Source organism: Helicobacter sp. 11S03491-1, assembly GCF_002272835.1.
GTDB lineage: Bacteria > Campylobacterota > Campylobacteria > Campylobacterales > Helicobacteraceae > Helicobacter_J.
This window is the reverse complement of record NZ_MLAO01000005.1, coordinates 56,940-82,424: the sequence shown is the minus strand read 5'-3', so window position 1 is coordinate 82,424 and position 25,485 is coordinate 56,940. Positions and strand designations below refer to the sequence as shown.

Sequence of the window (25,485 nt, the reverse complement as noted above, 5' to 3'; positions counted from 1 at the left end):
ATGACAGAATGAAATATTTGTTATCTGCATTTTTTATCTTCTTTCTTTCAAATTGTGCTTCTTCAATACCTGAAGATGAAATTATTACCAAAACACATACCCGCACAAATTTTATAAATGAAAAAATTTTAGATACTTTTGGAGATAATCATGAGAATTGGGAAAATAAAGACTTTATCCAAAATTTTTTTAATATTTTTGATGATCCTATATTGCAAAATCTCATTCAAATAGCACTCAAAAATAATACTGATATTCTGACTTTTACCTCCAAAATTGCCCAAGCAAGATCGCTTGCTAAAATTTCCGGAGCCGATTTATTACCAAAAATTGGGGTGAATTTAGGTTATAATTATAGTGATGGAAATTATAAAAAGTATCAAATTAATTTCAACCAAAATACCCTAAACGGATCTTTTACACTCGCGTGGGAAATAGATATTTTTGGAAAAATCAATGCGTTACGCCACGCTAACAAAGAGCAATTTTTTAGTGCTCAAAAAAATCTCGAAAATGCAAAAATAAGTTTAATCACTGATTTAGCAAATTATTATTTCAATATCAGAAAATTTGTCAATACAATAACTATTGCTCAAAAATTAGTAAAAAATCAAGAAAAAATTCTTGAAATCAATGAAATAAAATACAATCTGGGCTTGGTTGATATATCTGAAGTTGCTCCACTAAAAACCCAACTTTTCATTCAAAAAAAAGCTCTTTTTGATTTAAAATATCAATTAGAACAAAATAAAAATGCCCTTTTGGTTTTACTCAATACAAATGATTTAGGATTTGACACCCACATTCTCTATGATTTCAAAGAACCCAAACTTCCAAAAATACAAAAATTGCCTGCACAAACTCTCTTAGATCGCCCTGATATTCAATCTGCAATCCATGCTCTAAATACTCAAATCTATACTAAGGCAAGCAAAAGAGCAGAATTTTTTCCCTCTATCAATCTTACAGGCAATATTGGACAGATTTTATTTTCCAATAATGGTATCGGGGATTTGATTTGGCAAATAACAGGTGCGTTGAGCATGCCTCTACTAAATCGAAGTGCGATTAGAGAAAATTATAAAATCCAACAAGAAAATCTCAAGCAAGCTTTTTATGTATTACAAAATTCAATCAATACAGCGCTTGGTGAGATCGAAAATGCACTTATAGATATGCAAAATTCCGATCAAAATCTCTTAAACTCTAAACAAAGTAACCATTGGAGTAAGGAGACTCTGGAAGCAATGAAACTAAAAACCAATTACAAGCTTATTGATGAACTTGGTTTTTTAAATTATGAAAATCAATATTTAAATACAAAAAAAGATCTTTATGATTCATTTTTGTCAAATGTACAAGCAGCCATTGTTTTGTATAAATCTTTTGGAGGTATTTTTATGTCTATCAATCAAAATAAGGATAAAAATGCAAACTGATAAAATCCTGCGAACAATTAACCCAAAAAAATCAAATAAAAAATGGTATTTTATTCTTATTGGATTTGTTTTTTTCATCAGCATTTCCGGTGGAGGGTATTTTTATTTCCATCATGAAGATAAAATTTCTTACACAATTGCCAATCCTTATATGGGAGATATTACACAAACAATTAGCGCTACAGGGACACTTTCTCCAACTGATGAAGTTGAAATTGGAAGTCAGGTTTCCGGAACCATCCAAGAAGTATTTGTAGATGTTAATGATTCTGTTACAAAAGGTCAAATATTAGCAAAAATTAATCCTGAAAAAATCCATCAAGCCCTTGATAAATATAAAGCCCAAATCAACTCCGCCAAAGCAACTTTATTTGCTTGTGAAGTTGTTTTTGAACAAAAAAAATGGAATTATGAACATTTAGAAAAACTCTATAAAGCCACAAATGCAAAAACTCCCTCAGAACTGGATTTACAAAATGCAAAAATGGAATATCTTCAAGCCAAAGCAGATGTACAAATCAAACAAGCAGCGATTGAACAAATCATAGCAGATATGAAACTTTCTGAAATTGATTTGAAAAATTCTATTATTACAAGTCCAATCAATGGTATTGTTTTGACAAGAAGCGTCGATCCCGGTCAAACTGTTGTGGCAAGTTTCCAAACACCAACACTTTTTAAATTAGCTCAAAATCTTGAAGAGATGAATCTGATTGTAAATGTATCTGAATCAGATATCGGCAAACTCAAAAATGGTCAGAAAGTGACCTTTCATGTAGATGCTTATCCTGATATCGAATTTGAAGCTAGAGTCGATCGTGTTAGTTTTGCCTCTTCTGACAATACAGATACGACGAATAATATTGTAAGTTATGAAACAAAAATTTATGTTGATAATAAAAATTTACTATTAAGATCAGGTATGAGTGTTACGGCAAATATTCAGGTTGCGCAAGCTTATCAAACATTGCTTATTCCGGTCTCTGCCCTATTTTATGCTCCTCAAAAAAATATTACCAAGAAAAATAAACAATCTTCTGCTTCATTTATGGGAACTCCAAAGAAAAAAGCAACCATCAATGATGCCAAAGAGATCAAAAATAAAATGGCAAAAATTTGGATACTCCAAGATAATGTGCCCAAAGAACTTATGGTTAGTGTAGGTATTTCAGATGGTAAATCAGCCCAAGTTATTTCTAGTGATTTAAATACCCATACTCAAGTAATTACTTCAAGTGTTTTAAAATAATGTGTTTAGTAAAGCTTGAAAATATCACAAAATTTTATGGCAGTAAAGAAAATATTTTTTTAGCACTCAAAGGAGTTTGCCTGCAAATAGAACAAGGAGAATTCATCGCATTAATGGGTCCTTCCGGCTCCGGAAAATCCACTTTGGCTAATATTTTGGGTTGCTTAGATGTTGCCAGTGATGGAAAATACCATTTTGGTGGGGTTAATGTTTTTGAACTCAACAGAAAGCAAAGATCACTTCTTAGACGATATTATATGGGATTTATTTTTCAAGGCTTCAATCTTTTATCCCGCACAAGTGCGCTTGAAAATGTAGAATTACCACTTCTATATAGGGGGATTGGCAAAAAAGAACGCAAAATAAAAGCGCTAAAAGCCTTAGAGATGGTCGGACTTAAGGGTTGGGAGACTCATAGCAGCTCAGAGCTTTCCGGTGGACAAGCCCAAAGGGTGGCCATTGCTAGAGCTATTGTTTCTAAACCTTTATTTTTATTAGCTGATGAACCTACGGGAAATTTGGACACTAAACGCAGTGTTGAAATTATGGAAATTTTATGCCAACTCAACAAGGAACTGGGGATTACAATCTTAATGGTAACTCATGAACCCGAAATGGCTGCATATGCCCATAGAGAAGTGCATTTTTTAGATGGTAATATACAAAAGGATTCTAAAAAATGATATTGAATGCATTTTTATTAGCCTTTAGACAAATCAAACGAAACTATTTACGCGCATTCTTGACCATGCTTGGAATTATTATTGGAGTAGGATCAGTGATTGTCATGGTTGCTCTGGGAAATGGCACGACAAAAATGATAACACAAAGGATTTCAAGCTTAGGCAGCAACCTTTTAATCGTTTTTCCTGCACACAAACTCAATACGGGCGGGGCAAGCTTAAAACGTAATTTCACCCCGGAAGAGGCAAATATCATTAGAAGTAGATTACAAGGTATTCAAGCACTTGCTCCTCTCTCAAGCAGCTCTGTTGTCGCACAATATTTTGGGTCTAACACACAAACACAGGTAAATGGTATTACAAAAGATTATTTTAAAGTTACTAACTGGGAACTTGCCATGGGTATAGAATTTGATGATAAAGACTATATAAATGGTACAAATGTATGTATATTGGGAGAAAGTGTCAAAAAAGCACTTTTTGAAGATAAAAATCCCTTAGGTGCGCAAATAAAAATAGCAAAAACTATTTGCAAAGTCATAGGCGTATTAGAAGCAAAAGGGCAGGGGGCAATGGGAAATGATCAAGATGATACTATTGTTTTACCATTCAAAACTTATCAAAAATATATAAGCGGCAAAAAAACTTTATACAATGTCAATAGAATCATGATTTCTCTCAATAATGGGATTGATACCACAAAAGCCACTCAAGACTTAACGTCAATTTTACGTAATGTACGCCATATTAAAAGTGGGCAAAGAGATAGTTTTGAGATTATGGACACTAAAGAAATAGAAAAAATGGTTTCTTCAACGACAAAAGTATTGACTTTATTTTTAGGCTGCATTGCCGGAGTAAGTTTGATTGTAGGGGGTATAGGCATTATGAACATCATGTTAGTTTCTGTTACTGAACGCACACGAGAAATTGGAACACGTCTCGCAATTGGTGCCTCAGAAGGGGAGGTACTTTTGCAATTTTTAATTGAAGCAGTTGTCGTAAGTTCTTTGGGCGGGATAATAGGGATTGTTCTTGCTTTCTTTATTGCATGGGGTATCAGCTATATGATGCATATACCTTTTGTATTTTATATTAGTGTAGCTATTTTTGCTTTTTTGTTTTCTGCGCTCATTGGAGTTATGTTTGGATATCTCCCTGCAAGGAGAGCTTCCGGACTTAATCCCATCGAAGCTCTCAGATATGAATAAAATAAATACCACTTATTTCTACAATAAAAATATCAATATTACTCTATAAGATAGAATTTTATTTCATAAAATGAGAATTGGATTTTTTGTAATTTTTTCATATTACAATGCAAGAAATTATTCATACAAATCATACAAAAAAGGTTAGAGACGATGAAAAGTTTTCTTAGTGTCATTTGGTTTTTATTTGGATTGATCATGCTTATATGTGGGATAGTTAGCATATTTACCCCCATAGAAACATTTTTTACTTTAATGCTTATAATCCCTATAGTTTTAATTATTGGAGGGATAGTGGGGATTTTGCATTATCTCAATATCAAAAATATCATTAATGCCCAATGGCTTTTGGCAGACAGTTTATTATCACTTCTTTTTGGAATTTTATTTATTTGGGGCGGGATAGGATTTGCTTCTATTATAATGATTTATTTTGTAGCTTTTCTGGCAATTTTTAAGGGAATTTTAGGAATGATTTCTTCTTTTGATTTAAGAAAATCAGGCTTTGGTCAATGGTTATGGTTATTTATTATTTCTATCATTAATATTATCATTGGAATAATTTTTAGCATACATCCAAATGTTGCTTCTGCTACAATTGGAGTACTTGCCGGGATTTATTTTGTCTTTTTTGGCATTATTTCTTTGTTTGCATGGTGGGGAACAAAGAAATTCTTTTTTAATTAATCCGGATACTAAATGCAAAAGAGCAGGGTGATTAACTAATATCATCCATGATGCTTGCAGCTTCTATGAGACGTTTTTTATCGAAATGCATATAAATTCTGCTTGTATTTAGATCTGCATGCCCAAGTGCCTCTTGCACCAATACCAAATCATGTCGTTTTTGATATAACAAAGTAGCAAAAGAATGTCTTAGCATATGCGCTCCATTTTTTTTCTTTCTAATTCCTACACTCATAAGGATCTTTTCAACAATCTGATAAATATAAGCCTGACTTAATGCCTTGCCTTTTTGATTGCAAAACAATAATCCATCTTGAATGGTGGTTGTTAGCTTGGATCGTTCTATAAGCCATTCCTCTAATAAACTCCGAATATGGCAAGACTTAATCATCACTACTCGATATTTATCGCCTTTTCCTCTGATGTTCAAAAGATAGACGTTATCTTCAGGTAAAATATCTTTGTTTTTTAAATACAACATCTCACTTACACGAATACCGGTATAAATAATTATTTTTATCATTAATCGATTTCTTGCCCGAATAGTTTGAGGTATTTCAAATTTCTCAATACCTTCTAGAAATTTTTCTAACTCATTCTCATTCAAATGTGCAGGTAACTTTTGTCCTGATTTTCCCTTGATCCCACCAATATTCTTGAGTTCAATATTATAGATATAAGATTTTCCTTCATTGTCTTGATTCTGCCTATCAATATAACCAAAAAGTCCCAAAAGTGCAATACGATAATTTTTCTTACTTGCTGCGCTTAAACCACCGGTTTGCACGGCTAAAAAATCACTCAAAATTTCCTCATCAATTTGTTTCATAGAGGTTAAGTGATTCTCAGATAAATGTTTATAAAGCTTCAAAATAGGTTGGGCATAAGTATTTATCCCGATGAGACCTGCATTACGCGCATCTTTGCAAGTATTAATCAAATCATCAATGCTTGCAATATTATTTTGGAGTTTTTCCATACACATTCCAATACATTTCTTATCTTTTATGTTAGAGTTAGAAAGAGTCGTCATTTTATAACGAATAAATCTAGCGCACCAAAATAACAAATTGGATAAAAAATCTTTTTGAGGAGATTCTAAAATATATCTCATAACCTTGCCTTATTTCACCTTTTTTATTAGGGATTTAGGGATTATAGTTTTTCCTGCACGTTCAACTTGCTTGATTTGATTATTATAACCTAAAATTTATTTATTTTACTTATGAAAACTATAATTTTCAAACTACAGCCAATCTAATCTAATCCCTTGATAATTCCCCATCCACCCAGATATTTGCCCTTAGGGGTTTGTTGCACGATATGTTTGAGAATAAAACCTTGCGAAATTTATTCCTGTCCCTAAAAATATTTTCAAATCCAGAGCTTTGGTAACTTTAGCAAACTTACCCTGCATTAGCCTAAAGGTGGTAATTTTTGTATCAATTTATTTTAAATTTTCTTCTAAAAAACTCTATTGTTATTTCTTGTCATTTTATGAATAAAATTTGTTTTATTTCCTGTTCCTGCTTTTATCCTTTGGTAATTTAATTAGTAATTTAGCAATTTAAACCGACACAAGAAATCCCAAAGAAATTAAGATAATCAACCCGCCCTGCTCTATTATCCGGCTACTGCCAATACCATACTTAATAAACATTGATTTTAAAATAAATTTTATAGATTTTGTAACAACTGTGATCGCCATTTCTCCAGCTCTTCATCAATATAATCAAGCCATTGAGTAGAATTATTAATCTTACTTACATCAATACAACGATTATATAAATCCAATATATTTTCGCAATATATATTATTTCTACTTTCTCTTAACTGTTTTACAAGGGATAATATATAAGTTAATTGTTTGATTGTAATAGGAACAATCCTTTGTTTTTTACCTTTAAATTCATATTTGAGGGCATTCCAATAAGTGCTAATAGTGTCTTCATGAATTGATGGAGCAATAAACAAACAATAGTTTGGTATATTTGGAAATCTATCCTCATAATCTCGTAAATGACGCATGACCGGTATTCCTTCATTATACCATTGATCCCGTCCTTTTAGCATTGTAACCTCACAAATCACGCCAAACTTTCCATAATTACATTCTATATCTGACACACCGGCAGGGGCAGTAAATGTTGGCTCATTGTCATCGCCCATAGGGAAATTTGGCTTTATAGATTCTGCATCATTGATAATATTTAGAGCAACATTTGTCCATTTTTCAAGTTCGATTGATGGCTTACTTACCATATTATCATTTTTATGATTAGTCGCTAAATCACTGAGTATTTTTATTGTCTGTTCAATTTTTGATGTATCATAAGCATAATCAAATTTGATTTCCAAATTCTTTAATTCAATGCGATATTCACGCATTATTTTGATTATAGCTTTTAATTTGTCTTTTATGTTTGGTTTTTCAAATAATTTTACTTTTTTGCCTAGTTTATTCTCTAGAGTACGGATATCAGGGATAATAGAATCATAGATCTTTGTAAGTTTATCAATAGTTTCAAATGGCAATTCATAAGCACCATAAGTTCCCATATATTTTTGCCATTGTTCTTTTGTGTATGTTTTATTGGACGCATTATCAACAGCAAGTATTGAATCAATTTCAATCATGCGACATGGTTCAAGGTCAATATATTGGCGATCATACTTCCCACGAAATAAAATATACTTTGTTTGTCGCAAATAACGTATCATGCTATCACCATATTCATAAGCATTTTTAACCGGATTATTAAAGTCAAAGAGATATTTTTCTATAAAATTTTTCATATATTCTTCAGAAGCGATTTCATATTCATGGTTATTTTTATAATTAGCAGGATGTATCTTCTCGAAATTTTTTCTATAAGACAATAAATCATTGGCAACTTTGTCTATATTTTTATAATCATTTAAAGATAAAGCAAATATACCAAATTCTTCCGTTGAGATTCCTTTTGATTTTAATCCATAACTAACGCACAATTGATTGACTCTTTTAATGAGATGTAAAATCGCAATAAATGGTTTTATATTCCAATCCTTAAACCCTTCAGTTGTTGGATTTGGCAATTGATATTTCAATAAACTATCTAAGACAAAATCATCCCAAGTTATAGATCCATCATAGAGTTTTCGACCAACATTACTCAAATGGATTATCTTATTTTTATCAATTTGTATCAACCCTAGTTTAGTCAACGGGTTCATGGATTGTCGACCACGCATCATATCCGGATCTTTGTAATTTTTTGCGTTAAATATGTCTTGTGCTTGTTTGTAAGTCATATCTATGGTCTTATCTTTTAGTAATTTGATTTGTTTGGCAGATAAATTATTAAAAGTTAGAGCGCTTTCATTTTCACTTAAGTATTTACGATGCTGTATAAGCAGTATTTGAAACCTGCATTGATTTGTCTTTATCCCAAATTTTTCCTTCAAGCAATGCCGCTATTTGTAAAAACATAGGCACTCTTTCCGGGTTTCTTATTGTTGTAGATATATTCCATAATGTTTGCATTATTAACTTTCTTTAATAATTTACAATCAAAACTTCTTGTGGTTTTGATGTTTTATCTTTCGTTTGATAATTGGAATTAGCATAAGAATAATCCAAGTTAATCACGCGATAATTATTTTTGTTTATCCAATTCATGAGGGTTGTATTTACCTTGCCTTTATTGGTGAGAACATTTGATAGTCCAAATCTTACACCTTGTGTGTTGAGCATATGAATATAGTCTAATAAATCATGCTCATCTTGCTCTCTCCAACCATTTTTTTCATTATAAGTAGCACAAGTTATCAAATAAGGCGGATCAATATAGACAAAAGTATCCTTACCAAATGCTTTTGGTGATATTTTTCGAAAATCCAGATTTGTAAATTCACAATTATTTTTCTGTATTCTATCTATAAAATGAGATAATTTTATTCGCATTTTAGAATTAAAATCCCGTTTCCCAACCGGTAAATTAAATTGCCCTTTAGCATTAAAACGAATTTGATTATTAAATGAAAATATAATTAAAACATATAACATCAAATAATAATCATTATTTTTTATTGTCATCTTATTAAATACATCTCGTAATTTTATATAACCATCTTTATTGTATTTTTGCAAACCATCTTTGTTGCGACATAGATAAAAATCATATCCATTGATAGCACTTTGTGATAATTCAAACCTTGCAATGATTTGATCTATTGTTGTGATAATTTTTGTTTTCTCTATATTTTGAAAAACTTTATAAATATTTATTAGATTTTCATTAGTATCATTGAAGATGATTTTTTCTGCGCTTATATTTATACCAACATTACACCCACCACAAAACAAATCCACAAAGTTTTTTATATTTACCGGAAATTTTGGTAGTATTTGTGGCAATAATTTAAATTTCCCACCAACATAATTTAATGGTGATTGGATAGGATGCTTTGATATTTGTTTGCAAATACACAAGAATAATCTTTCTTCATTGCCCTTAATATTTGACTTTCCCGTTGTGAATGCTTTGTATTTTTTAGAAAATACTCTTACCTCACCCTTAGTTTTAAGTATTCGCAAAATATCCCCATCAGTTATCCGAGCATTAGAGCGATTATCCCCTTTGGTTTCCATATTGTTATATGAAAGTAAGATATATTTTGCATTTATATTTTTGATCAAATCTTCAAAAGCTTTTGGTGCATCAACAGTGCAATAATCGCTTTTTAATTTTGTTCTATCCATTTTTCGCCCAATACCAAAAACTTCCGGTTTTTGCCATAATGCAATATTTTCTAACAAATGATATATATCACAATATTGTCTGGAATTATAGGGGGGATCAATATAAACCAAATCTGCCTTGATTTCGCGAACCAGCATATTGGCATCCATATGAAACAATTGATTATCCTGCAAGTTTTCTTCCGGTGCAGGCAATAATAATTCTAACTCCTTATCAAAAGTTCCATCTCGTCTATAAGCATCATAATGACCACAAGTATTTGCAATTCTATCCATAGAATATAATAAAGAAGTTATTAGCAATGCCCATTCTTTTTTGTTTATTTTCTTATTTTGAAAATTATTTTCAATATCTTCACGAATATAACCAATCTTTCTACAAGTATCTTGGTCAAAAAAAGTATTTGCAAAATTATCGCTCATATAATTATCTGTTTTGATATGTAGGGCATTATAATGTTTTATATATTTTTCAACTTTATTTTTATCATATTTTTGTGAATCAAACCAAGCAATATAACAAATATAATTACTATATAAAATATCATTAATGATAAGTTTTTTATCAATAAATGCCGAAGATACCACACCAGTTCCTGCAAATATGTCTGCGACGATATTTATACCATCACATTCTTGCTTCACAATAGATTTTATAAAATCTAATAATTTGTATTTATTTCCCAAATAACGTTTATTGTTAATTTTACAGGTTTTAGTTTCTGAGTTATGAAAAGATTTCTGCTTATCTGAGAGTTTTGTCATTTTTTGTGTTTTTGGATTTGGGATGATAATTTCTCAAAGTTATTTTGAACTTGTATCAACCTCATACTTTTTCCTTTTTATGCAACTTCCCTCTTTTTTCGATACTTTTATTTTACAAAGTTTATATAATTTACGCAAGTAAAAATACCCATTTGGCTTTTGTTAATCATTAAAGTCCTTGTAATGAGAATACTATATTAAAAAATTTTGTAATAAAACTTCCTGATTGTTATCGACAATTTTAAGATCAAAATTGCCAAAGAAGCCCTTGCAAAATAATAAACAATGATCATGTCTCTTTCAACAATAAGACTGCAAATAACTTGAGAATTTCTGAGTATTTTTAAAAAAATTTACTTTCTATAATGATCTGCAACCAGATATCAATTCAAGAATTAATAAATTTAGTAATTCTCTTAAAACCTTCAATAATTTGCTCATTGGAACACGCAAATGAAAAACGCACATAACCATCCATACCAAAGGCACTTCCGGGCACTAATGCAACCCCTTCTTGAGACAAAAGCTGCTCGCAAAACTTCATAGAATCGCCATTAAATTTATGAATATTTTTGATATTAATAAATAAATAAAAAGCTCCTTGGGGTTTCAGAGCACTCATCCCACTTATTTCTTCTATTAATTGGCAAGCTAGATTTCGTCGTTTTTCAAAAGCTTCTCTCATCATTTCAATATCACTATCTGCTTCTCCATTTAAAGCAACTATAGACGCCCTTTGGGTGATTGAATTAATATTAGAAGTGCATTGACTTTGCAAATTATCTATTAATTTTATTAATTTTAAATCTTTGGTAGCAAGATAACCCATTCTCCACCCTGTCATTGCCACTGATTTGCTTAATCCATTTACCGTAATAGTGCGTTGCATCATATCTTCACTAATAGAAGCGCTTGATGTAAAATCTACCCCGTAAATGAGTTTTTCATACATCTCATCACTGACTACCCAAATATTAGTTCCTTTCAACACTTCGGCTATCTGAGTTAGTTCATTTTTGCTATAAACCATCCCTGTTGGATTTGAAGGAGTTGTCAAAACAAGTATTTTTGTTTTAGGAGTGACAGCTTCTTTTAATTGTTTGGAGGTAATTTTAAAATCTGTATTTTCATTTGTAGGCAAAAAGACAGGCTTACCCCCACTATAAATAACCAATTCCGGATAAGTTACCCAATAAGGAGAAGGTATAATAACTTCATCGCCCTCCTCTATTAAGGCTTGAAATGCATTGAATAAGGATTGCTTAGCCCCATTGCTAACCAAAATTTCTTTAGGAGTATAAGATAATTTATTATCTTTTTGAAGTTTATAACTAATTGCCTGAAGCAATTCAGGGATTCCTGCTACAGGAGTATATTTTGTCCAACCTGAATTTAAAGCCCTGATTGCCTCATCTTTAATCACTTGAGGAGTATCAAAATCAGGTTCTCCTGCAGAGAAGCTCAAAACATCCCTACCTTTTGCCTTCAATTCTCCTGCCAATCTACTCATAGCAATTGTTGCAGATTCTGATAGATTTTGAATTTTTTGAGAATACATATCCAGTCCTTAATGTTTTTTATTATTTTAACTCAAAAAATTATTAAAAATCATTTATTTAAAACAATTTTTTAGAAAAAATCTAGCTACCTATATTATTCTAATAGAGAAAATATCTATATAAATTTTACTTTTATAATATTTTGATATCCTTTAATAGTCGTATTAAATTTATTAAGAAATAATTTATTTTTATTTGATAAATAATTAATTATTTTTTGTATCTGATCGCTATTGAGTTCTGTAATTGCATTCAGACATATTTTTCCAAATTCATCATCATCCATAGTATTTATACTATCTTCTAATGCTTTTGTGTATTTTTGAAATACTTTTTTGTCATGAATATCTTTTTTGTTTTGTTCAATCACCTCATTTTGCAAGAATTTAAGTTTAGCAATATTTAAATCTTTTAAATATTGCTTTGAATACGAACTTGTGAGTTTAAGCACTTCATCGACCAAAGCAATTTTTTCAGGTGTTTCATCATAATAATCTTTATAATTCTCTTCCATAAGCTCCGGCATAAAAGTCTTGATAATATTTAGTTTGATTTCAGAAACTCTTTGAATATCATGAATATATGTAGGATTTTCTGAATGATGATAAACATACTTCAACTTTTGTATATTATCTCTATTTTTTTCATAATATTTCATCAATGGGATTCTTTCTTCAACAGGCAAATGTTGAAATCTCAATTCTAATTTTTCCAGCCATATTTCTTGAAATTGTCTATATTTTATCCTTAGAATTTTTTCTATTTTATTCATGGCGATATTACTAAACTGAGTCTTAAAAATTTCCAAAAACTCATCATAGGTATATTCATCAATATATTCATTGATTAAATCATAAATTTTTGAAATATCTCTAGAATCTTTTTGAATTTTATCTTTTAGTTGCTCATCGACATTATAATTCTTAAAATTCTCTATCGCAGAAGAAGTATCTTGATTAAGAATACCCTCAAACTCATAAATTCCTTTGATACTCTCATCTTTATAAAGGGCAAAAATTTTTTTATTATCCAGATGTTTTAATTCATCTTGAGTATAACCATGGTTTTGTAAATACATTTTTATCATTTTTATATCATAGATATTTATATTATTCATCATTTTTCTTCAAAGCTTCATAAACCCTAAGCATATCAAGATGTTCCTCTACATCATGAACACGTAAAATTTGAGCACCATTTTCAATAGCCATAAGATGAAGGGCTAATGTTCCTGCCATCCTATCTGAAACTTCTTTTTGAGTAATAAGTCCGATTGTATGTTTTCTACTTGCCCCTATAAGAAGAGGATATCCAAAATGCAAAAAATGTCCTAAGTGCTTAATAAGAGACAAATTTTGAGATTTTTCTTTGGCAAAACCAAAACCGACATCTAATGTAATATCGTCAATCCCGTATGATTTTAGGTATTGTATTTTTTGTTCAAAAAACTCATCTAAATGTGCAAATAAATTCTCATAATCAATAAATTGTTGCATATCTTTTGGAGTTCCTCTAGAATGCATCAAAACTGCTTTTGCTTTGTATTGAGAAGTTATTTTTGCCATATCCGGATGCTTATAACCACTAATATCATTAACCATGCCAAACCCGTAAGAGAGTGCAAAATCAGCAGTTTGTGGATTATAAGTATCAATACTAAAAATAGCTTCTTTAAAAAGATTACTTACATAAATTTCTTTAATAACTTCCCTTAATCTTTTAATTTCTTCAAAAGATTCTATTAATTCACTTCCGGGTCTTGAACTTGCTGCCCCTATATCAATGAATTTCACACCTTTTTCAATAAAAGAATAGATCTTTTTGATAGCTTCTTGGGAATCACACCTGCTTTGATCAAAAAAACTATCCGGCGTAATATTAATAATTGCCATGATTTGAGGCGAGCAAGAAAAACTATTTTTAAGATGCCCGCAAAGAGTATCTGCTAATTCCTTGAGATTAAAAGGTTGAATCTTGCATTTAGCCACAATTCTCTCAATCTGAATTTTTGTTCCAATCAACACCCCATCATAGTGAGATTTTTTTGCCAAAATACATTCTTTATGGGTGGCAAAATCTCCTCCAACACTTATAGCCTCTTGTTTAAGAATCATGGTCGCAGGCAATGAAAGATTTTTTATTTCAAATGTTAAAATTTCTCCTTTTTTATTCATAATTTTTGCGCCACTGCTGTCACTACCAATTTTTTGTATCGCTTGAGGGAGTGATTGAGATTGAATTCTTTTGACGAACATCTTATCCCTTCCTGGATATTTTTATTTTACGCAATACCATCAACAAAAGAGGTAAAAACACATAAATATCTCTTTGATAATTTTGGTTAGCCATGAGCGCTTCATCAAAATTTTTCAATTCATATTCATCTAATTGCACTCCATTTTGTTCCAGCATAAATAACAAAGCTTGAATCTTTTGTTTTGTCATGTCTCTTGAATTATTATTTTGAGATTCAAGCTCCTTTAAAAAATCATAAATTATTTTGAGAGATAAATTTTTTACATCAAGTCTTAAGCTATCATTTTTTTTCTTCTCTCTTTTGTCCTCCAAGGGAAGTCGAGATCTGATTGTCGGCAAAAAAGCTGTTTTGTTTTTTGCAATCAATAAAAAACGAGTGTTATTTGGAGGTTCTTCAAGAACTTTGAGCAATGCATTTTGTGCAAAATGATTAAAGGAATTAGCAGCAATTATAATAGTTTTTACTTCTCCGGATGTGAGATAGGCTTCTGCTATGACTTCATGAGAATCTTCTATTTTGAACTCATCACGATCAAAAACACGTAAAAATTCATCTTGAATCAAAACACTTTGCTTTTCAATCTCTTTATAAATATCATTATTTAATACAATCTTTCCGGTATAACTTTGCATTATTCTAAACTTATTCTTCCAAATAACGATCCAAATAGAGCCTCTTCAAAAATCCTGAATAATTGAATAAGCTTATAATCAAGCATCCCATCAAGAGATTCAATCGTTAGTCCATCTTGTATAGATTCATCAAGTATCCATAAAAAACCATTTTCTTTGCTGAATGCCAAATTTGCTAATGGCGTATTAGTTTTGCCTATATACCAAAAAGCATAATCTTTATAAGAAATACTTAAAGCATCGTTGATCAAGGAAGTTTCTTTTAACAATGAAACTTTGGACAATACCCCCATAAAATCAAATATTGGCAGTATGGGTCTTTGAGTGCCAAAACGATTAATTGAGGAAGTGATATATTTTCCAAACCATTGTCTATCTTCATCAGTGCAAACTAAAATTGTCCCTCCATTGGTGATATGAGTAATTGTGCGAGACACCAAAGAAACCCATTGAAATCGGTTCATCTCCAGCCACCCACTCATTAAAGCAACTCTTTCACTTTCTTCACGGATTGTTTTTAACATCCATTCTGCTATTTCAACATTGCTATTCATTTGTCTAGCTCATAGGCACAATGAAGTGTTCTTACAGCAAGTTCAGCATATTTCAAGTCAATAATCATTGAAACCTTAATTTCACTTGTGCTAATCATCATAATATTGATATTTTCTTTTGCCAAAGTTTTAAAAGCCGTGCTGGCAACACCTGAGTGAGACTTCATACCCACACCCACAATAGAAACTTTAGCAATTTCACAATCATAATCTATAGATCCTACGCTATTCAAAAATTTTTCAAGGACTTTTTTGGCTTGTTCTTCTTCTGTTTTGGGGATTGTAAAATCAATATCAGTTCTGCCATCTCTCCCAATTGTTTGCACAATCATATCTACATTGATATTATCATCTGCAAGAGCACCAAAAATCTCTGCTGCAATACCCGGCCTATCATCTACATCAGCTATGCTTACTCTTGCTTGATTCTTATCAAGCGCAACCCCACTTACTATTGGTTTTTCCATAATATTTTCCTCCATTGTGATTAAAGTACCTTGATCTTGAGTAAATGAACTTCGAGTTACAAGAGGAACATTCCATTTTTTTGCCAATTCTACAGATCGATTTAGCAAAACTTTAGCTCCCATTGAAGCAAGTTCAAGCATTTCATCATAACTAATTCTATCAATTTTTTTGGCTTTTTTCTCAATTCTCGGATCGGTAGTGTATACACCATCAACATCTGTATATATCTCACATAAATCAGCCTTCAATGCCCCTGCAATTGCAACTGCAGATAAATCACTCCCTCCTCTACCCAAAGTTGTAACTTCTCCATTTTGTCCAATACCTTGAAATCCGGAAACCACAACGATATAGTCTTGAAGCAATAAATCTGTAATCTTTTTTGTATCAATATGTTCAATCCTTGCTTTAGTATGTGTGTTGTCTGTAAGGATCCCTGCTCCTCTGCCACTCAAAGAAATTGCTTTTTGTCCCATTGATTCCAAAGCTATTGCTAATAATGCACTTGTTACCCGCTCTCCGCTACTTAAAACCATATCCACTTCACGTTCATTAGGAAGTTTAGAAAAATATTTTGTCCAACCTATAAGTGTATCTGTTTGACCGCTCATAGCAGAAACAACCACCACGATAGATTTACCTGTTCTCTTTGTTTGCATTACACGGTTGGCAACATTTTGGATTCTTTGGCAATCTCCCATACTTGTCCCACCATATTTTTGCACTACCAGCATTATAAATATCCTTCTTTTTTAAAATAATCAATCACTTGTCTATAGACTTGTTTTTTAAAATGTGTAACTTTTTCAAATAATTCTTTATAATCAACAAATTCATATTCATCAAATTCCGGCACATCAGTTTGGATATTAATATTGGCATTATTTTTTAATCTCACAAGAAAATATTTTTGTTTTTGTCCATCAAAAGGATAAAGTTTTTTAGAAACACCGGCAGGAAAATCATATTTAATCCAAACAGGGTGTTCGGCTATTACTTCTATTTCGTCTGTTCCTATCTCTTCTTTGAGTTCTCGAAAAAGTGCGTACAAAGGTGTTTCTCCCTTGTCGATTCCACCTTGAGGAAACTGCCAAGCACCTTTAATATCTGTTCGTTGTGCAACAAAAAATTCACATTTATCAGGATAGTTTGATGATAACACTATCGCAGCTACATTGGGTCTGTAGCTTTTGTTATTTTTCATAACACGCTCCAAAATCAAAATATTTTATAATATTATAATGCAACAAAGCTTTAAGGTTGGTTTGATAAGAATAAAAATCAAGAAAAAAATGGGGAAAAATCCCCAAAAATTAAGAAGTTATTTTTTAAGAGTTGGAATATATTTAGCAAGCGCATCAATTTCTTCATCACTTAAAGGTTTAATTTGTCCCCACATAGTTGCGCCTAGTCCATATTGATTCAATTTGCCTGCCTTATAGCCCATCAAATCATTTTTGATTTTTGCGCTATCAAGAGTATTTACAACCTTGCTTTTACCCAAAGCTTGCTTTTCCATGTTGGGGCCATGGCAAGCTTGACATTTTGTCTTGATAATTGTTGCAGGATCTGCTGCTTGCAAGCCCACTACACCCAAAACTAATAAACTAATTGCCAGCAATGATTTTTTCATTCATGTTCCTTTTTGTGAAATTAAAGATATAATATTATTGCTAAAATCGTTAATACTTTCTTAACAAAATATCAAAATAAAGTTTTTTCAAATTATGATACTCTATATTCATATACCTTTTTGTAATAATAAATGCGGTTATTGCGTTTTTAACTCTTATGAAAATCAAGATCATCTCAAACAGCCTTATATGCAAGCCCTTCAATTAGATTTGATCCATTCTCTTACTCACAACAATCAAAGCAATACAGAAATTGATTCTATATTTTTTGGTGGAGGCACGCCTAATACCATAGATTCAAAATCCTACAAAAAAATTTTTGAATCCATACATCATTATTCTAACCTTTCTAAAAAATGTGAAATCACTATAGAGGCTAATCCGGACCTAATCACGCAACAATGGTGTAGGGATATGTTGGATTTAGGTATCAATCGAATCAGCTTGGGAGTCCAAAGTTTTTTTGAAGATAAACTTTTGTTTTTACAACGCCACCATAATTATAAAGATATTTTTCAATCTATAGATTTGATTTATAAAAGTGGATTTAAAAATATCAGCATTGATCTCATCTATGATACTCCTCAAGATAACCAAAAACGCATTCATGAAGAAGTAAAAAATGCTTCAAAACTACCGATTAATCATATATCTGCCTATAGTCTTAGTATCGAAAATGGTTCAAAACTTAGCAAAATATACGACAATAACCCTCAAACCTATTCATTTTTTGAAGAAATTTCACAAGCATTAAAAATTTATGGATTTAACCCTTATGAAGTCTCTAATTATTCAAGAGGTTATAAAGTCCAACACAACCTGGCTTATTGGCGTAGCGAAGAATATATTGGTTGTGGTGCAGGAGCAGTGGGACGCATAGGAAAAAATCGTATTTATTCTCATTCAAATATCAAACAATATATCCAAACTCCATTAGAAAAAAAACTAGAGCCATTAACAGAAGAAAATCTTAGGGTAGAAAATATTTTTCTAGGTTTGCGATGCGAATTAGGTGTCAAAACAGATTTGTTAGATGAGAAAAAAGTGGAAATTCTCATCAAAGAAAATAAATGCCATCTCAAAAAAAACAGACTCATAGCTAATAATTATTTTTTAGCTGATGAGATAGCATTATGGCTAATGTAAAAAGTTTGAAATAATCTTTTTTAGATTATTTCATTTGTGTAGCGACTTCCTGAGCAAAATTTTCAACTTTTTTCTCAATCCCCTCGCCTAACTCAAACCTCACATAATCAAGAATTTTAACATCATCGTTTAGTTCTTTGGATTTTTGTTCCAAAACTTGGGCAATTGTTTTTTTATCATCCATAACAAAAAATTGCCCAAGAAGAGTTAGTCTTTGATCAATCAATGTATTATCAGCCATAAATCTTTCAATTTGTCCCGGAAGAATTTTATCCCAAATTGCTTCAGGCTTACCTTGTTTTCTCAACTCTTCTTTAAAAATATTCTCCTGATTTTTCAAAATCTCATGATTGATTTCTAGTTTGCTTATATACCGGGGAATATGTTTAAGTGGCTTTCCAAGTCTTTTGAGTTCTTGATTTTCTTTTTCCAGTTCTGCTATCAAAGCGATTTTTTCTTTTTGGATAAAATCCATTTCAAAAGATTTATAGTCCAAAACTTGAGGCTTCATCGCTGCTGCATGCATACAGATATTTCTGGCAAGTTCTATACAGGCTTGAGTGTTTTGTTGGTGATTGCAAGAGATGCAAATAAGCACTCCAACTCGCCCATTAGAATGAACATAACCGTTTACAATACTATTTTTAGGAGAAGTAATACCAATAATTCTCCTTACAACAATATTTTCACCAATTTTAGCAATTTGAGTTTTTAAATATTCCTCATAAGCCATACCCTCTATGGAGACTTTTTGTAAATTTTCCAGACTCACTACAGGCATATCTTCAAGAAGACTTGAAGTTTTTTCTACAAGTTCTTTGAATCTGTCATTTTTAGCAACAAAATCTGTTTCACTATTAATTTCAAGCATGACAGCTTTATGGAAATTAGCATCAACTTTTATAGAAATCACTCCTTCGCTTGCAATTCTATCGGCTTTTTTTGCTGCTTTACTCAAACCTTTTTCTCTTAAGTATTCAACTGCCTTATCAATGTCCCCATTTGTTTCAACTAACGCCTTTTTGCAGTCCATCATACCTGCATCAGTCATTTCACGCAATTGTTTTACAAGCTGTGCACTGATTTGTGTCATTTATTCTCCTTTTGCCATTTCTTTTTCTAATTCTGCAGTAACTTCTTGAAGTAGCTGTGTTTTTTCTTCATCTAAAATGACTTCGCCTTCTTCCGGATTGATAGATACTTCGCCATCTTGACCTGCCATTTCTCTTCCTTCAATAATGGCTTCACTCATTTCTTTACAAAAAAGTTGGATCGATCGAATTGCATCATCATTTCCGGGTATAGGATAATCAACTACATCAGGATCACAATTTGTATCTAGGGGCGCTACAACAGGAATTCCCAATCTTCTGGCTTCAGCAACTGCAATTTTTTCCTTCACAACATCAATGACAAATATCATGTCCGGTGCTTTCTTCATATGCCTCACACCACCTAAATATTTATCAAGCTTTTCTTTTTTTCTCAAAATCATTAATTTTTCTTTTTTGGTAAGCAAATCAATCTGACCACTTGCTTCCATTTCTTCAATAATTTCAAGTTTTCTTACGGATTTTTTAATAGTGCCAAAATTTGTAAGCATTCCCCCAAGCCATCGATAATTTACATAAGGAACTTGAATTTTTTGAGCATATTCTTTGAGTGTTTCATTTGCTTGTTTTTTTGTCCCTACAAACATGATTGTTTTACCTTCTGATGCTGCGTCTCTGACAATATTATAGGTATAACGAAAATACCTTAAAGTCTTTTGCAAATCAATAATATGGATATTTTTTCTAACTCCAAAAATAAAACGCTTCATTTTTGGATTCCATCTTCTGGTTTGATGTCCAAAATGTACACCACACTCCAATAAATCTTTCATGGTTACCATGTATTCTCCTTGTATTTAATCAGTTTTGCCTCCACGCTCCTTAACGACAATGCCGCAACTTTTGAGAACTAGCGTGTGTGAGCTTCATTTTATGAATTTTTGAAAATGAAGGGCTAATTTTATCTTTATTAACCTAATGATTAGCTGAGAATTCCTAGCATTATCAAATATTGTTGGCTATCAAAATTATATTTAGTTTTTAGTTTTTATAAATTTTTGTCCGAATAATCCAAGGATGAGTAAAAGATGATTTTGTATTTTGTTAGAATTTCAAGCCAACCAACACCATTTGTTAGACGCATATACGCAGTATAATTCATTAATGCAAACCCCTTCCCAGATGGCTAAGGCACATCATAAACCAAGTTACTCTGCTGTGTTCCCACCCTGAAGTTTTGTCCTAATTTATCATTGCATAGGTCTGAAAAGGAGCAAGACTATATTACATTATCCGGGCTTAAACTTTCGTAAAAGATCAAGATTTTTTTGTTTCCAGAGCATATTTAATCAACGCAGCTATACGATAAAATCCATGTATAAATTTACCATAGGGCATTATCAAAAATAATGCCAACACCGCACTTAAATGAAATAAAACCAAAAAAACCATCGCCCCATCATTTTTCCTTAATAACATCAAACAAAGCCCACTTAAAGACACGATAAAAAGACTAAAAATAAAGGCATAATCCATTCCCATAGATTTTAATGATTTCAATCTCTTGTCCATTTTTAGTTTTAATACAAAAAGTCCAAGAGTGCCTATACAAAGAAAAATACCTCCAAAAGTCCCAAATAATTTTGGAGCACTTAAAAATGCATAAGGAGCACTTTGGTGCAAAAAGTGATCATAAAATCCGCCCAAACAAGTTGCCACAAAACAAAACAAAAATCCATAAAAAGCAAAATGATGAAAATATTTTCTGGTATTGGATCGAGAATTTTGTGAATATGTGCAGCCTTCATGATGGTATCCCCCTAAATATTTTAAAGATAAAGCATCGAAAATTCCTTGAAACACACAAATTAAATTAATTTTTTCTTTTTCTTTCAAGGATGAGAAGAAATTCATAAATCCTATCGCTATAGATCCCAATACAAGAATTCCCACTACGCTAAAAACTCCTACCATTACTTCATAGGGCAATACCTCATAAAAATTTCCCTTATAAGAAATCCTAGATAAATTCCAATGATTCCAATAAAAAACAAGCAAGAACAAAACAAAAATACATAGCATAAGTACAGAGGAAGCAAAAAAACCATTTTTGTTAAAAAATTTTCCAAATTTTGCACCAAAAGCAAATTTTTCGTAAGTAATAGCCCGAATATCTCCAAATTGCGAAGGAATATTAACATTAAATTCATGCGGTGGGGCGTATTGACAGGCATAAAAACATTCCCCGCACTGATGACATAAATTAGCCAAATAATCAATATCCTGATATTTAAAATCTCTTCTTGACTCCATAGCCGGAAATACAGCACAAAAACCCTCACAGTACCTGCAAGAATTACATATAGTGCAAGATTGTTTTGCAAGTTCATAGATTTCTTGTTCATTTTGAATATTTGCTTCCATTACCATCCTCTTTTTGTATTAAAATTTGCAGCACTAATCCCGGCTATCCTTCCAAATACCGATCCTATAGACATTCCAAATCCAGCCACATAACCTTTGGATAATATGTTCCCTGCCATAATTTCACCGGCAGCAAACAAATTTTTACAAACTTCTCCATTTTGTTTGATAACCTCTGCTTGTTTTGTTACCCCTACTCCCAAATATGTAAAAGTAATGCCCGGTCGCAACGGATAACAATAAAAAGGCGGGGTATCAATTTTTTGTGCCCAATGAGTCTTTTCAATCTCTAATCCTTTAGTCTTGCAATCATCAAGTATAGTGTGATTAAAATTTCCTGCAACTACTTTTTGATTATAATCATTTAAGGTCTGCTTTAATATTATCTCATCTAATTTTAGTTTTTTTGCCAAATCAGAGATACTCTCTGCTATGATAGGAGGAAATAATGAGGGCATATATTTATCCAGCACTTTGGAATCTGTGATTGAATAAGCAATTTCTTCAGGTTGATTGGCTACTAATCTTCCCCAAATCGCATATCTTTTGGGCCAAAAATCCTCACCTTCATCATAAAATCTTTTTGCATTTTTATTGACAACAATACCCAAAGACACACAATCTACCCTAGATACTATCCCTCCATCATATTTGGGGGCTCTCGCATCAATAGCAACCATATGCCCTTGTGTAGGGCTTCCTAAAATTTTAGCCCCTTCTTTAATCAAAGCCTTCAGCATAAGCCCTTGATTATATTTAGTGCCTCTGATGAGAAAATTATCTGCCTTTTGCCCCCAAGCCTCTTTGAGCCAATCAAGATTAGATTCAAATCCACCGGAAGCCACAATATAAGTTTTTGCCCTCCATTGGCTGACTTTATTAACTATTTTGTCTTTAACTAAAATATATTTGCATTCATCTTCTTGAATATGTAAATCTATGGCTTCATGTTCATAAAAAATTTTAATACCTAATTGTTCTGCTCTTTTGTAATAAGCATTTAATAATGCTTTCCCGCCACCTAAGAAAAAAGCATTTGTCCTTCCAAGCTGCAAAGTCCCTCCAAGACTAGGTTGAAATCGTACACCATGAGATTTTGCCCATTGAATAATTTGAGGAGTTTGAGAAATTACAAAACGAGCATATTCTTCATTGGTTTCTCCACCACTCACACGCCAAACATCTTCCCAAAATTCATCCTCGCTATAACTATCACTCAAAACATCTGTAGGCTGAATATGCATTGAGCGAAGATTTCTGGTATGTTGAGAATTTCCCCCTCGCCAATCTTTTGGAGAAGTCTCCAATACAATCACATTTTGATGATTTTCTCTTGCGCAAAGCGCAGCACAAAGCGCAGCATTTCCCCCACCTATTATCAAAACATCGCAACTAAAATCCTCCATTATCTATCCTTTATTCTAAAACAATATTGTCTTAAAACTTCAGATTAAAGATTAGTCTTTTTTAGCTTAATGTATTCTTTTGTATTCAAAAAAATACATTCATTTAAAATTAAATATTTATGCTCTACTTTGATGTATCCCTCCTTTTTTAAATAAAACCAAAGTTGCGAACAAGCTACACAAAGCTGCAACACTTAGCCAAATTCCCGGCATAGCATTATTGTTTGTAATATGGATAAGATAAGTGGAAATTGCAGGGGTAAAACCTCCAAAAATAGCTACAGCTATTGAATAAGAAAGTGAAAAACCTAATGCCCTTACCTGTGGAGGCATAACTTCAGAAAGACCTACAACCATTGCTCCATTGTAACTTCCAAAAATAAAACTAAACCACAATTCTACAAGCACAAGATTGCCAAAACTAACATGGTGAACCAAAAAATACATTATTGGATAGGCACTCACAAAATTTAATATTGTAATTGCAACCAATATAGGCTTACGTCCAATTTTATCACTTAAAGCCCCCATAATAGGAAGCCAAAAAAGATTGCTTAAGCCTACAATAGCGGTTACAATAAAACTATCCAACCTGGAAAGATGTAATATCTTATTGGCAAAAGTAGGTGTATAAGCGGTGATAAAATAAAAAGTAACTGTTGTCATCATTACAAATAAACTTCCCAAAATTACCACTTGCCAATTTTCAATCATATTTTTAAGCATAGCTACAAATTTTTTGGGAGCTTGATGTGCTCTTGCCTTAAATTCAGGTGTTTCATCTAATGTGCGTCTGATAATAAATAAAAAAGGAACAACCAAACAACCAAAGATAAAAGGAATTCTCCAACCCCATAAACTGACTACTAAATCACCTAAATAATAATGCAAAACAACTCCAAAAATACCTGCCACAAGTGTTGCAACTTGCTGAGAAGCACTTTGCCAAGAAACATAAAAACCTCTTTTATTTTTAGGCGCTATTTCTGCAAGATATACGCTAGCTCCCCCAATCTCAGCGCCTGCGCTAAATCCTTGCAAAAGTCTTCCAAATACAATAAGAATAGGAGCAAAAATGCCAATTTGTTCGTATCCGGGAGATGCAGCAATACTCAATGTCCCAATTGCCATCAATCCAAGTGTAATTAAAAGTCCTTTTCTGCGACCATGCTTATCCATATAACTCCCAAGAACAATCGCACCAATAGGACGCATCAAAAACCCTACCCCAAAAGCCATGAAACTCATCATAATGGAGGCAAAATCACTATGTGAGGGAAAAAATACTTGAGCAATAAAACTTGCATAAAACCCATAAACAGCAAAATCATACATTTCCAAAAAATTGCCACTTGAAACTTGAAAAATTGCTTTTGCATCTTTGATAGCTTTGCTTTGAAACTTACTCATAAAAACTCCTAATTTATTGCGTTGGTTTTTTGTATAATAGCTTTATTACTTTTATATGTTTTAGCTTAAAGGATTCTTTAAAATAAAAAAATACACCTTTACTATCGTTATATTTTTACATTTTTACAAAAATACGAATCAACAAGCTAAAAAAATATATTACAA

General features: G+C 31.8%; 22 protein-coding genes. 6 read left to right on the top strand and 16 right to left on the bottom strand.

Annotated elements, in window-relative coordinates; all coding sequences use genetic code 11:
* Positions 1–8 precede the first annotated feature (8 nt).
* From BKH45_RS04655 to BKH45_RS04635, 5 genes are all read left to right on the top strand, one after another.
* Entirely contained in the window at positions 9–1,439 is a 1,431-nt protein-coding gene (locus tag BKH45_RS04655) for a TolC family protein (RefSeq protein WP_095274315.1), read from the top strand.
* Positions 1,429–2,688 (top strand): efflux RND transporter periplasmic adaptor subunit, encoded by a 1,260-nt coding sequence (locus BKH45_RS04650; protein WP_095274314.1) that lies wholly within the window; start codon positions 1,429–1,431, stop codon positions 2,686–2,688. Before BKH45_RS04655 ends, BKH45_RS04650 begins: the two co-directional genes overlap by 11 nt.
* On the top strand, positions 2,688–3,371 hold the full coding sequence (locus BKH45_RS04645) for an ABC transporter ATP-binding protein (protein ID WP_095274313.1): 684 nt from the start codon (positions 2,688–2,690) through the stop codon (positions 3,369–3,371). The genes BKH45_RS04650 and BKH45_RS04645 overlap by 1 nt, the downstream gene beginning before the upstream one ends.
* On the top strand, positions 3,368–4,582 hold the full coding sequence (locus BKH45_RS04640) for an ABC transporter permease (protein ID WP_095274312.1): 1,215 nt from the start codon (positions 3,368–3,370) through the stop codon (positions 4,580–4,582). Before BKH45_RS04645 ends, BKH45_RS04640 begins: the two co-directional genes overlap by 4 nt.
* Before the next feature lie 153 nt (positions 4,583–4,735).
* Positions 4,736–5,269 (top strand): DUF308 domain-containing protein, encoded by a 534-nt coding sequence (locus BKH45_RS04635; protein WP_095274311.1) that lies wholly within the window; start codon positions 4,736–4,738, stop codon positions 5,267–5,269.
* Between the two features lie 31 nt (positions 5,270–5,300).
* On the opposite strand, the gene BKH45_RS04630 is transcribed toward BKH45_RS04635, so the two are convergent.
* The 11 genes from BKH45_RS04630 to BKH45_RS04580 all read right to left on the bottom strand — a co-directional run bounded on the left by BKH45_RS04630 (position 5,301) and on the right by BKH45_RS04580 (position 17,881).
* Positions 5,301–6,383 carry a tyrosine-type recombinase/integrase gene (locus tag BKH45_RS04630; protein WP_095274310.1) on the bottom strand — a complete coding sequence of 361 codons (1,083 nt, stop codon included), beginning with the start codon at positions 6,381–6,383 and terminating at the stop codon, positions 5,301–5,303.
* Between the two features lie 563 nt (positions 6,384–6,946).
* Complete coding sequence (locus BKH45_RS04625) at positions 6,947–8,716, bottom strand: AlwI family type II restriction endonuclease (RefSeq protein WP_095274309.1); 1,770 nt, start codon at positions 8,714–8,716, stop codon at positions 6,947–6,949.
* Positions 8,717–8,807: 91 nt separating this feature from the next.
* Positions 8,808–10,778: a Dam family site-specific DNA-(adenine-N6)-methyltransferase gene (locus tag BKH45_RS09055; RefSeq protein WP_095274308.1), complete on the bottom strand. Its 1,971-nt coding sequence runs from the start codon at positions 10,776–10,778 to the stop codon at positions 8,808–8,810.
* Between the two features lie 388 nt (positions 10,779–11,166).
* Positions 11,167–12,336, bottom strand: a complete 1,170-nt coding sequence (locus BKH45_RS04615) for a pyridoxal phosphate-dependent aminotransferase (protein WP_095274307.1) — start codon at positions 12,334–12,336, stop codon at positions 11,167–11,169.
* Positions 12,337–12,452: 116 nt separating this feature from the next.
* Positions 12,453–13,454: a hypothetical protein gene (locus BKH45_RS04610; protein ID WP_095274306.1), complete on the bottom strand. Its 1,002-nt coding sequence runs from the start codon at positions 13,452–13,454 to the stop codon at positions 12,453–12,455.
* Complete coding sequence (folP, locus tag BKH45_RS04605) at positions 13,447–14,592, bottom strand: dihydropteroate synthase (RefSeq protein ID WP_095274305.1); 1,146 nt, start codon at positions 14,590–14,592, stop codon at positions 13,447–13,449. Before folP ends, BKH45_RS04610 begins: the two co-directional genes overlap by 8 nt.
* Position 14,593: 1 nt before the next feature.
* A complete protein-coding gene (locus BKH45_RS04600) occupies positions 14,594–15,226 on the bottom strand; it encodes a DNA polymerase III subunit delta' (RefSeq protein WP_095274304.1) in 633 nt (210 codons plus the stop codon).
* Positions 15,226–15,780: a HobA family DNA replication regulator gene (locus tag BKH45_RS04595; RefSeq protein WP_095274303.1), complete on the bottom strand. Its 555-nt coding sequence runs from the start codon at positions 15,778–15,780 to the stop codon at positions 15,226–15,228. Before BKH45_RS04595 ends, BKH45_RS04600 begins: the two co-directional genes overlap by 1 nt.
* The gene (locus tag BKH45_RS04590; protein WP_095274302.1) at positions 15,777–16,982 is read right to left on the bottom strand and encodes an aspartate kinase; all 1,206 of its coding nucleotides are present in this window, start codon (positions 16,980–16,982) and stop codon (positions 15,777–15,779) included. The genes BKH45_RS04595 and BKH45_RS04590 overlap by 4 nt, the downstream gene beginning before the upstream one ends.
* Positions 16,982–17,452 (bottom strand): RNA pyrophosphohydrolase, encoded by a 471-nt coding sequence (locus tag BKH45_RS04585; protein WP_095274301.1) that lies wholly within the window; start codon positions 17,450–17,452, stop codon positions 16,982–16,984. Before BKH45_RS04585 ends, BKH45_RS04590 begins: the two co-directional genes overlap by 1 nt.
* Positions 17,453–17,569: 117 nt before the next feature.
* The gene (locus BKH45_RS04580; RefSeq protein ID WP_095274300.1) at positions 17,570–17,881 is read right to left on the bottom strand and encodes a c-type cytochrome; all 312 of its coding nucleotides are present in this window, start codon (positions 17,879–17,881) and stop codon (positions 17,570–17,572) included.
* 94 nt (positions 17,882–17,975) lie between these two features.
* Between BKH45_RS04580 and hemW the strand changes: the two genes are divergently transcribed.
* A complete protein-coding gene (gene hemW, locus BKH45_RS04575) occupies positions 17,976–19,028 on the top strand; it encodes a radical SAM family heme chaperone HemW (RefSeq protein WP_095274299.1) in 1,053 nt (350 codons plus the stop codon).
* 25 nt (positions 19,029–19,053) lie between these two features.
* On the opposite strand, the gene tsf is transcribed toward hemW, so the two are convergent.
* The 5 genes from tsf to BKH45_RS04550 form a co-directional block, all read right to left on the bottom strand.
* Complete coding sequence (gene tsf / locus BKH45_RS04570; protein WP_095274298.1) at positions 19,054–20,121, bottom strand: translation elongation factor Ts; 1,068 nt, start codon at positions 20,119–20,121, stop codon at positions 19,054–19,056.
* Positions 20,122–20,922, bottom strand: a complete 801-nt coding sequence (gene rpsB / locus BKH45_RS04565; RefSeq protein WP_095274297.1) for a 30S ribosomal protein S2 — start codon at positions 20,920–20,922, stop codon at positions 20,122–20,124. It abuts the gene before it with no gap.
* 475 nt (positions 20,923–21,397) lie between these two features.
* Complete coding sequence (gene tcuB / locus BKH45_RS04560) at positions 21,398–22,504, bottom strand: tricarballylate utilization 4Fe-4S protein TcuB (protein WP_095274296.1); 1,107 nt, start codon at positions 22,502–22,504, stop codon at positions 21,398–21,400.
* The gene (tcuA, locus tag BKH45_RS04555) at positions 22,504–23,910 is read right to left on the bottom strand and encodes an FAD-dependent tricarballylate dehydrogenase TcuA (protein ID WP_095274295.1); all 1,407 of its coding nucleotides are present in this window, start codon (positions 23,908–23,910) and stop codon (positions 22,504–22,506) included. The genes tcuB and tcuA overlap by 1 nt, the downstream gene beginning before the upstream one ends.
* Positions 23,911–24,027: 117 nt before the next feature.
* A complete protein-coding gene (locus BKH45_RS04550) occupies positions 24,028–25,320 on the bottom strand; it encodes an MFS transporter (protein ID WP_095274294.1) in 1,293 nt (430 codons plus the stop codon).
* Between the last annotated feature and the right edge of the window lie 165 nt (positions 25,321–25,485).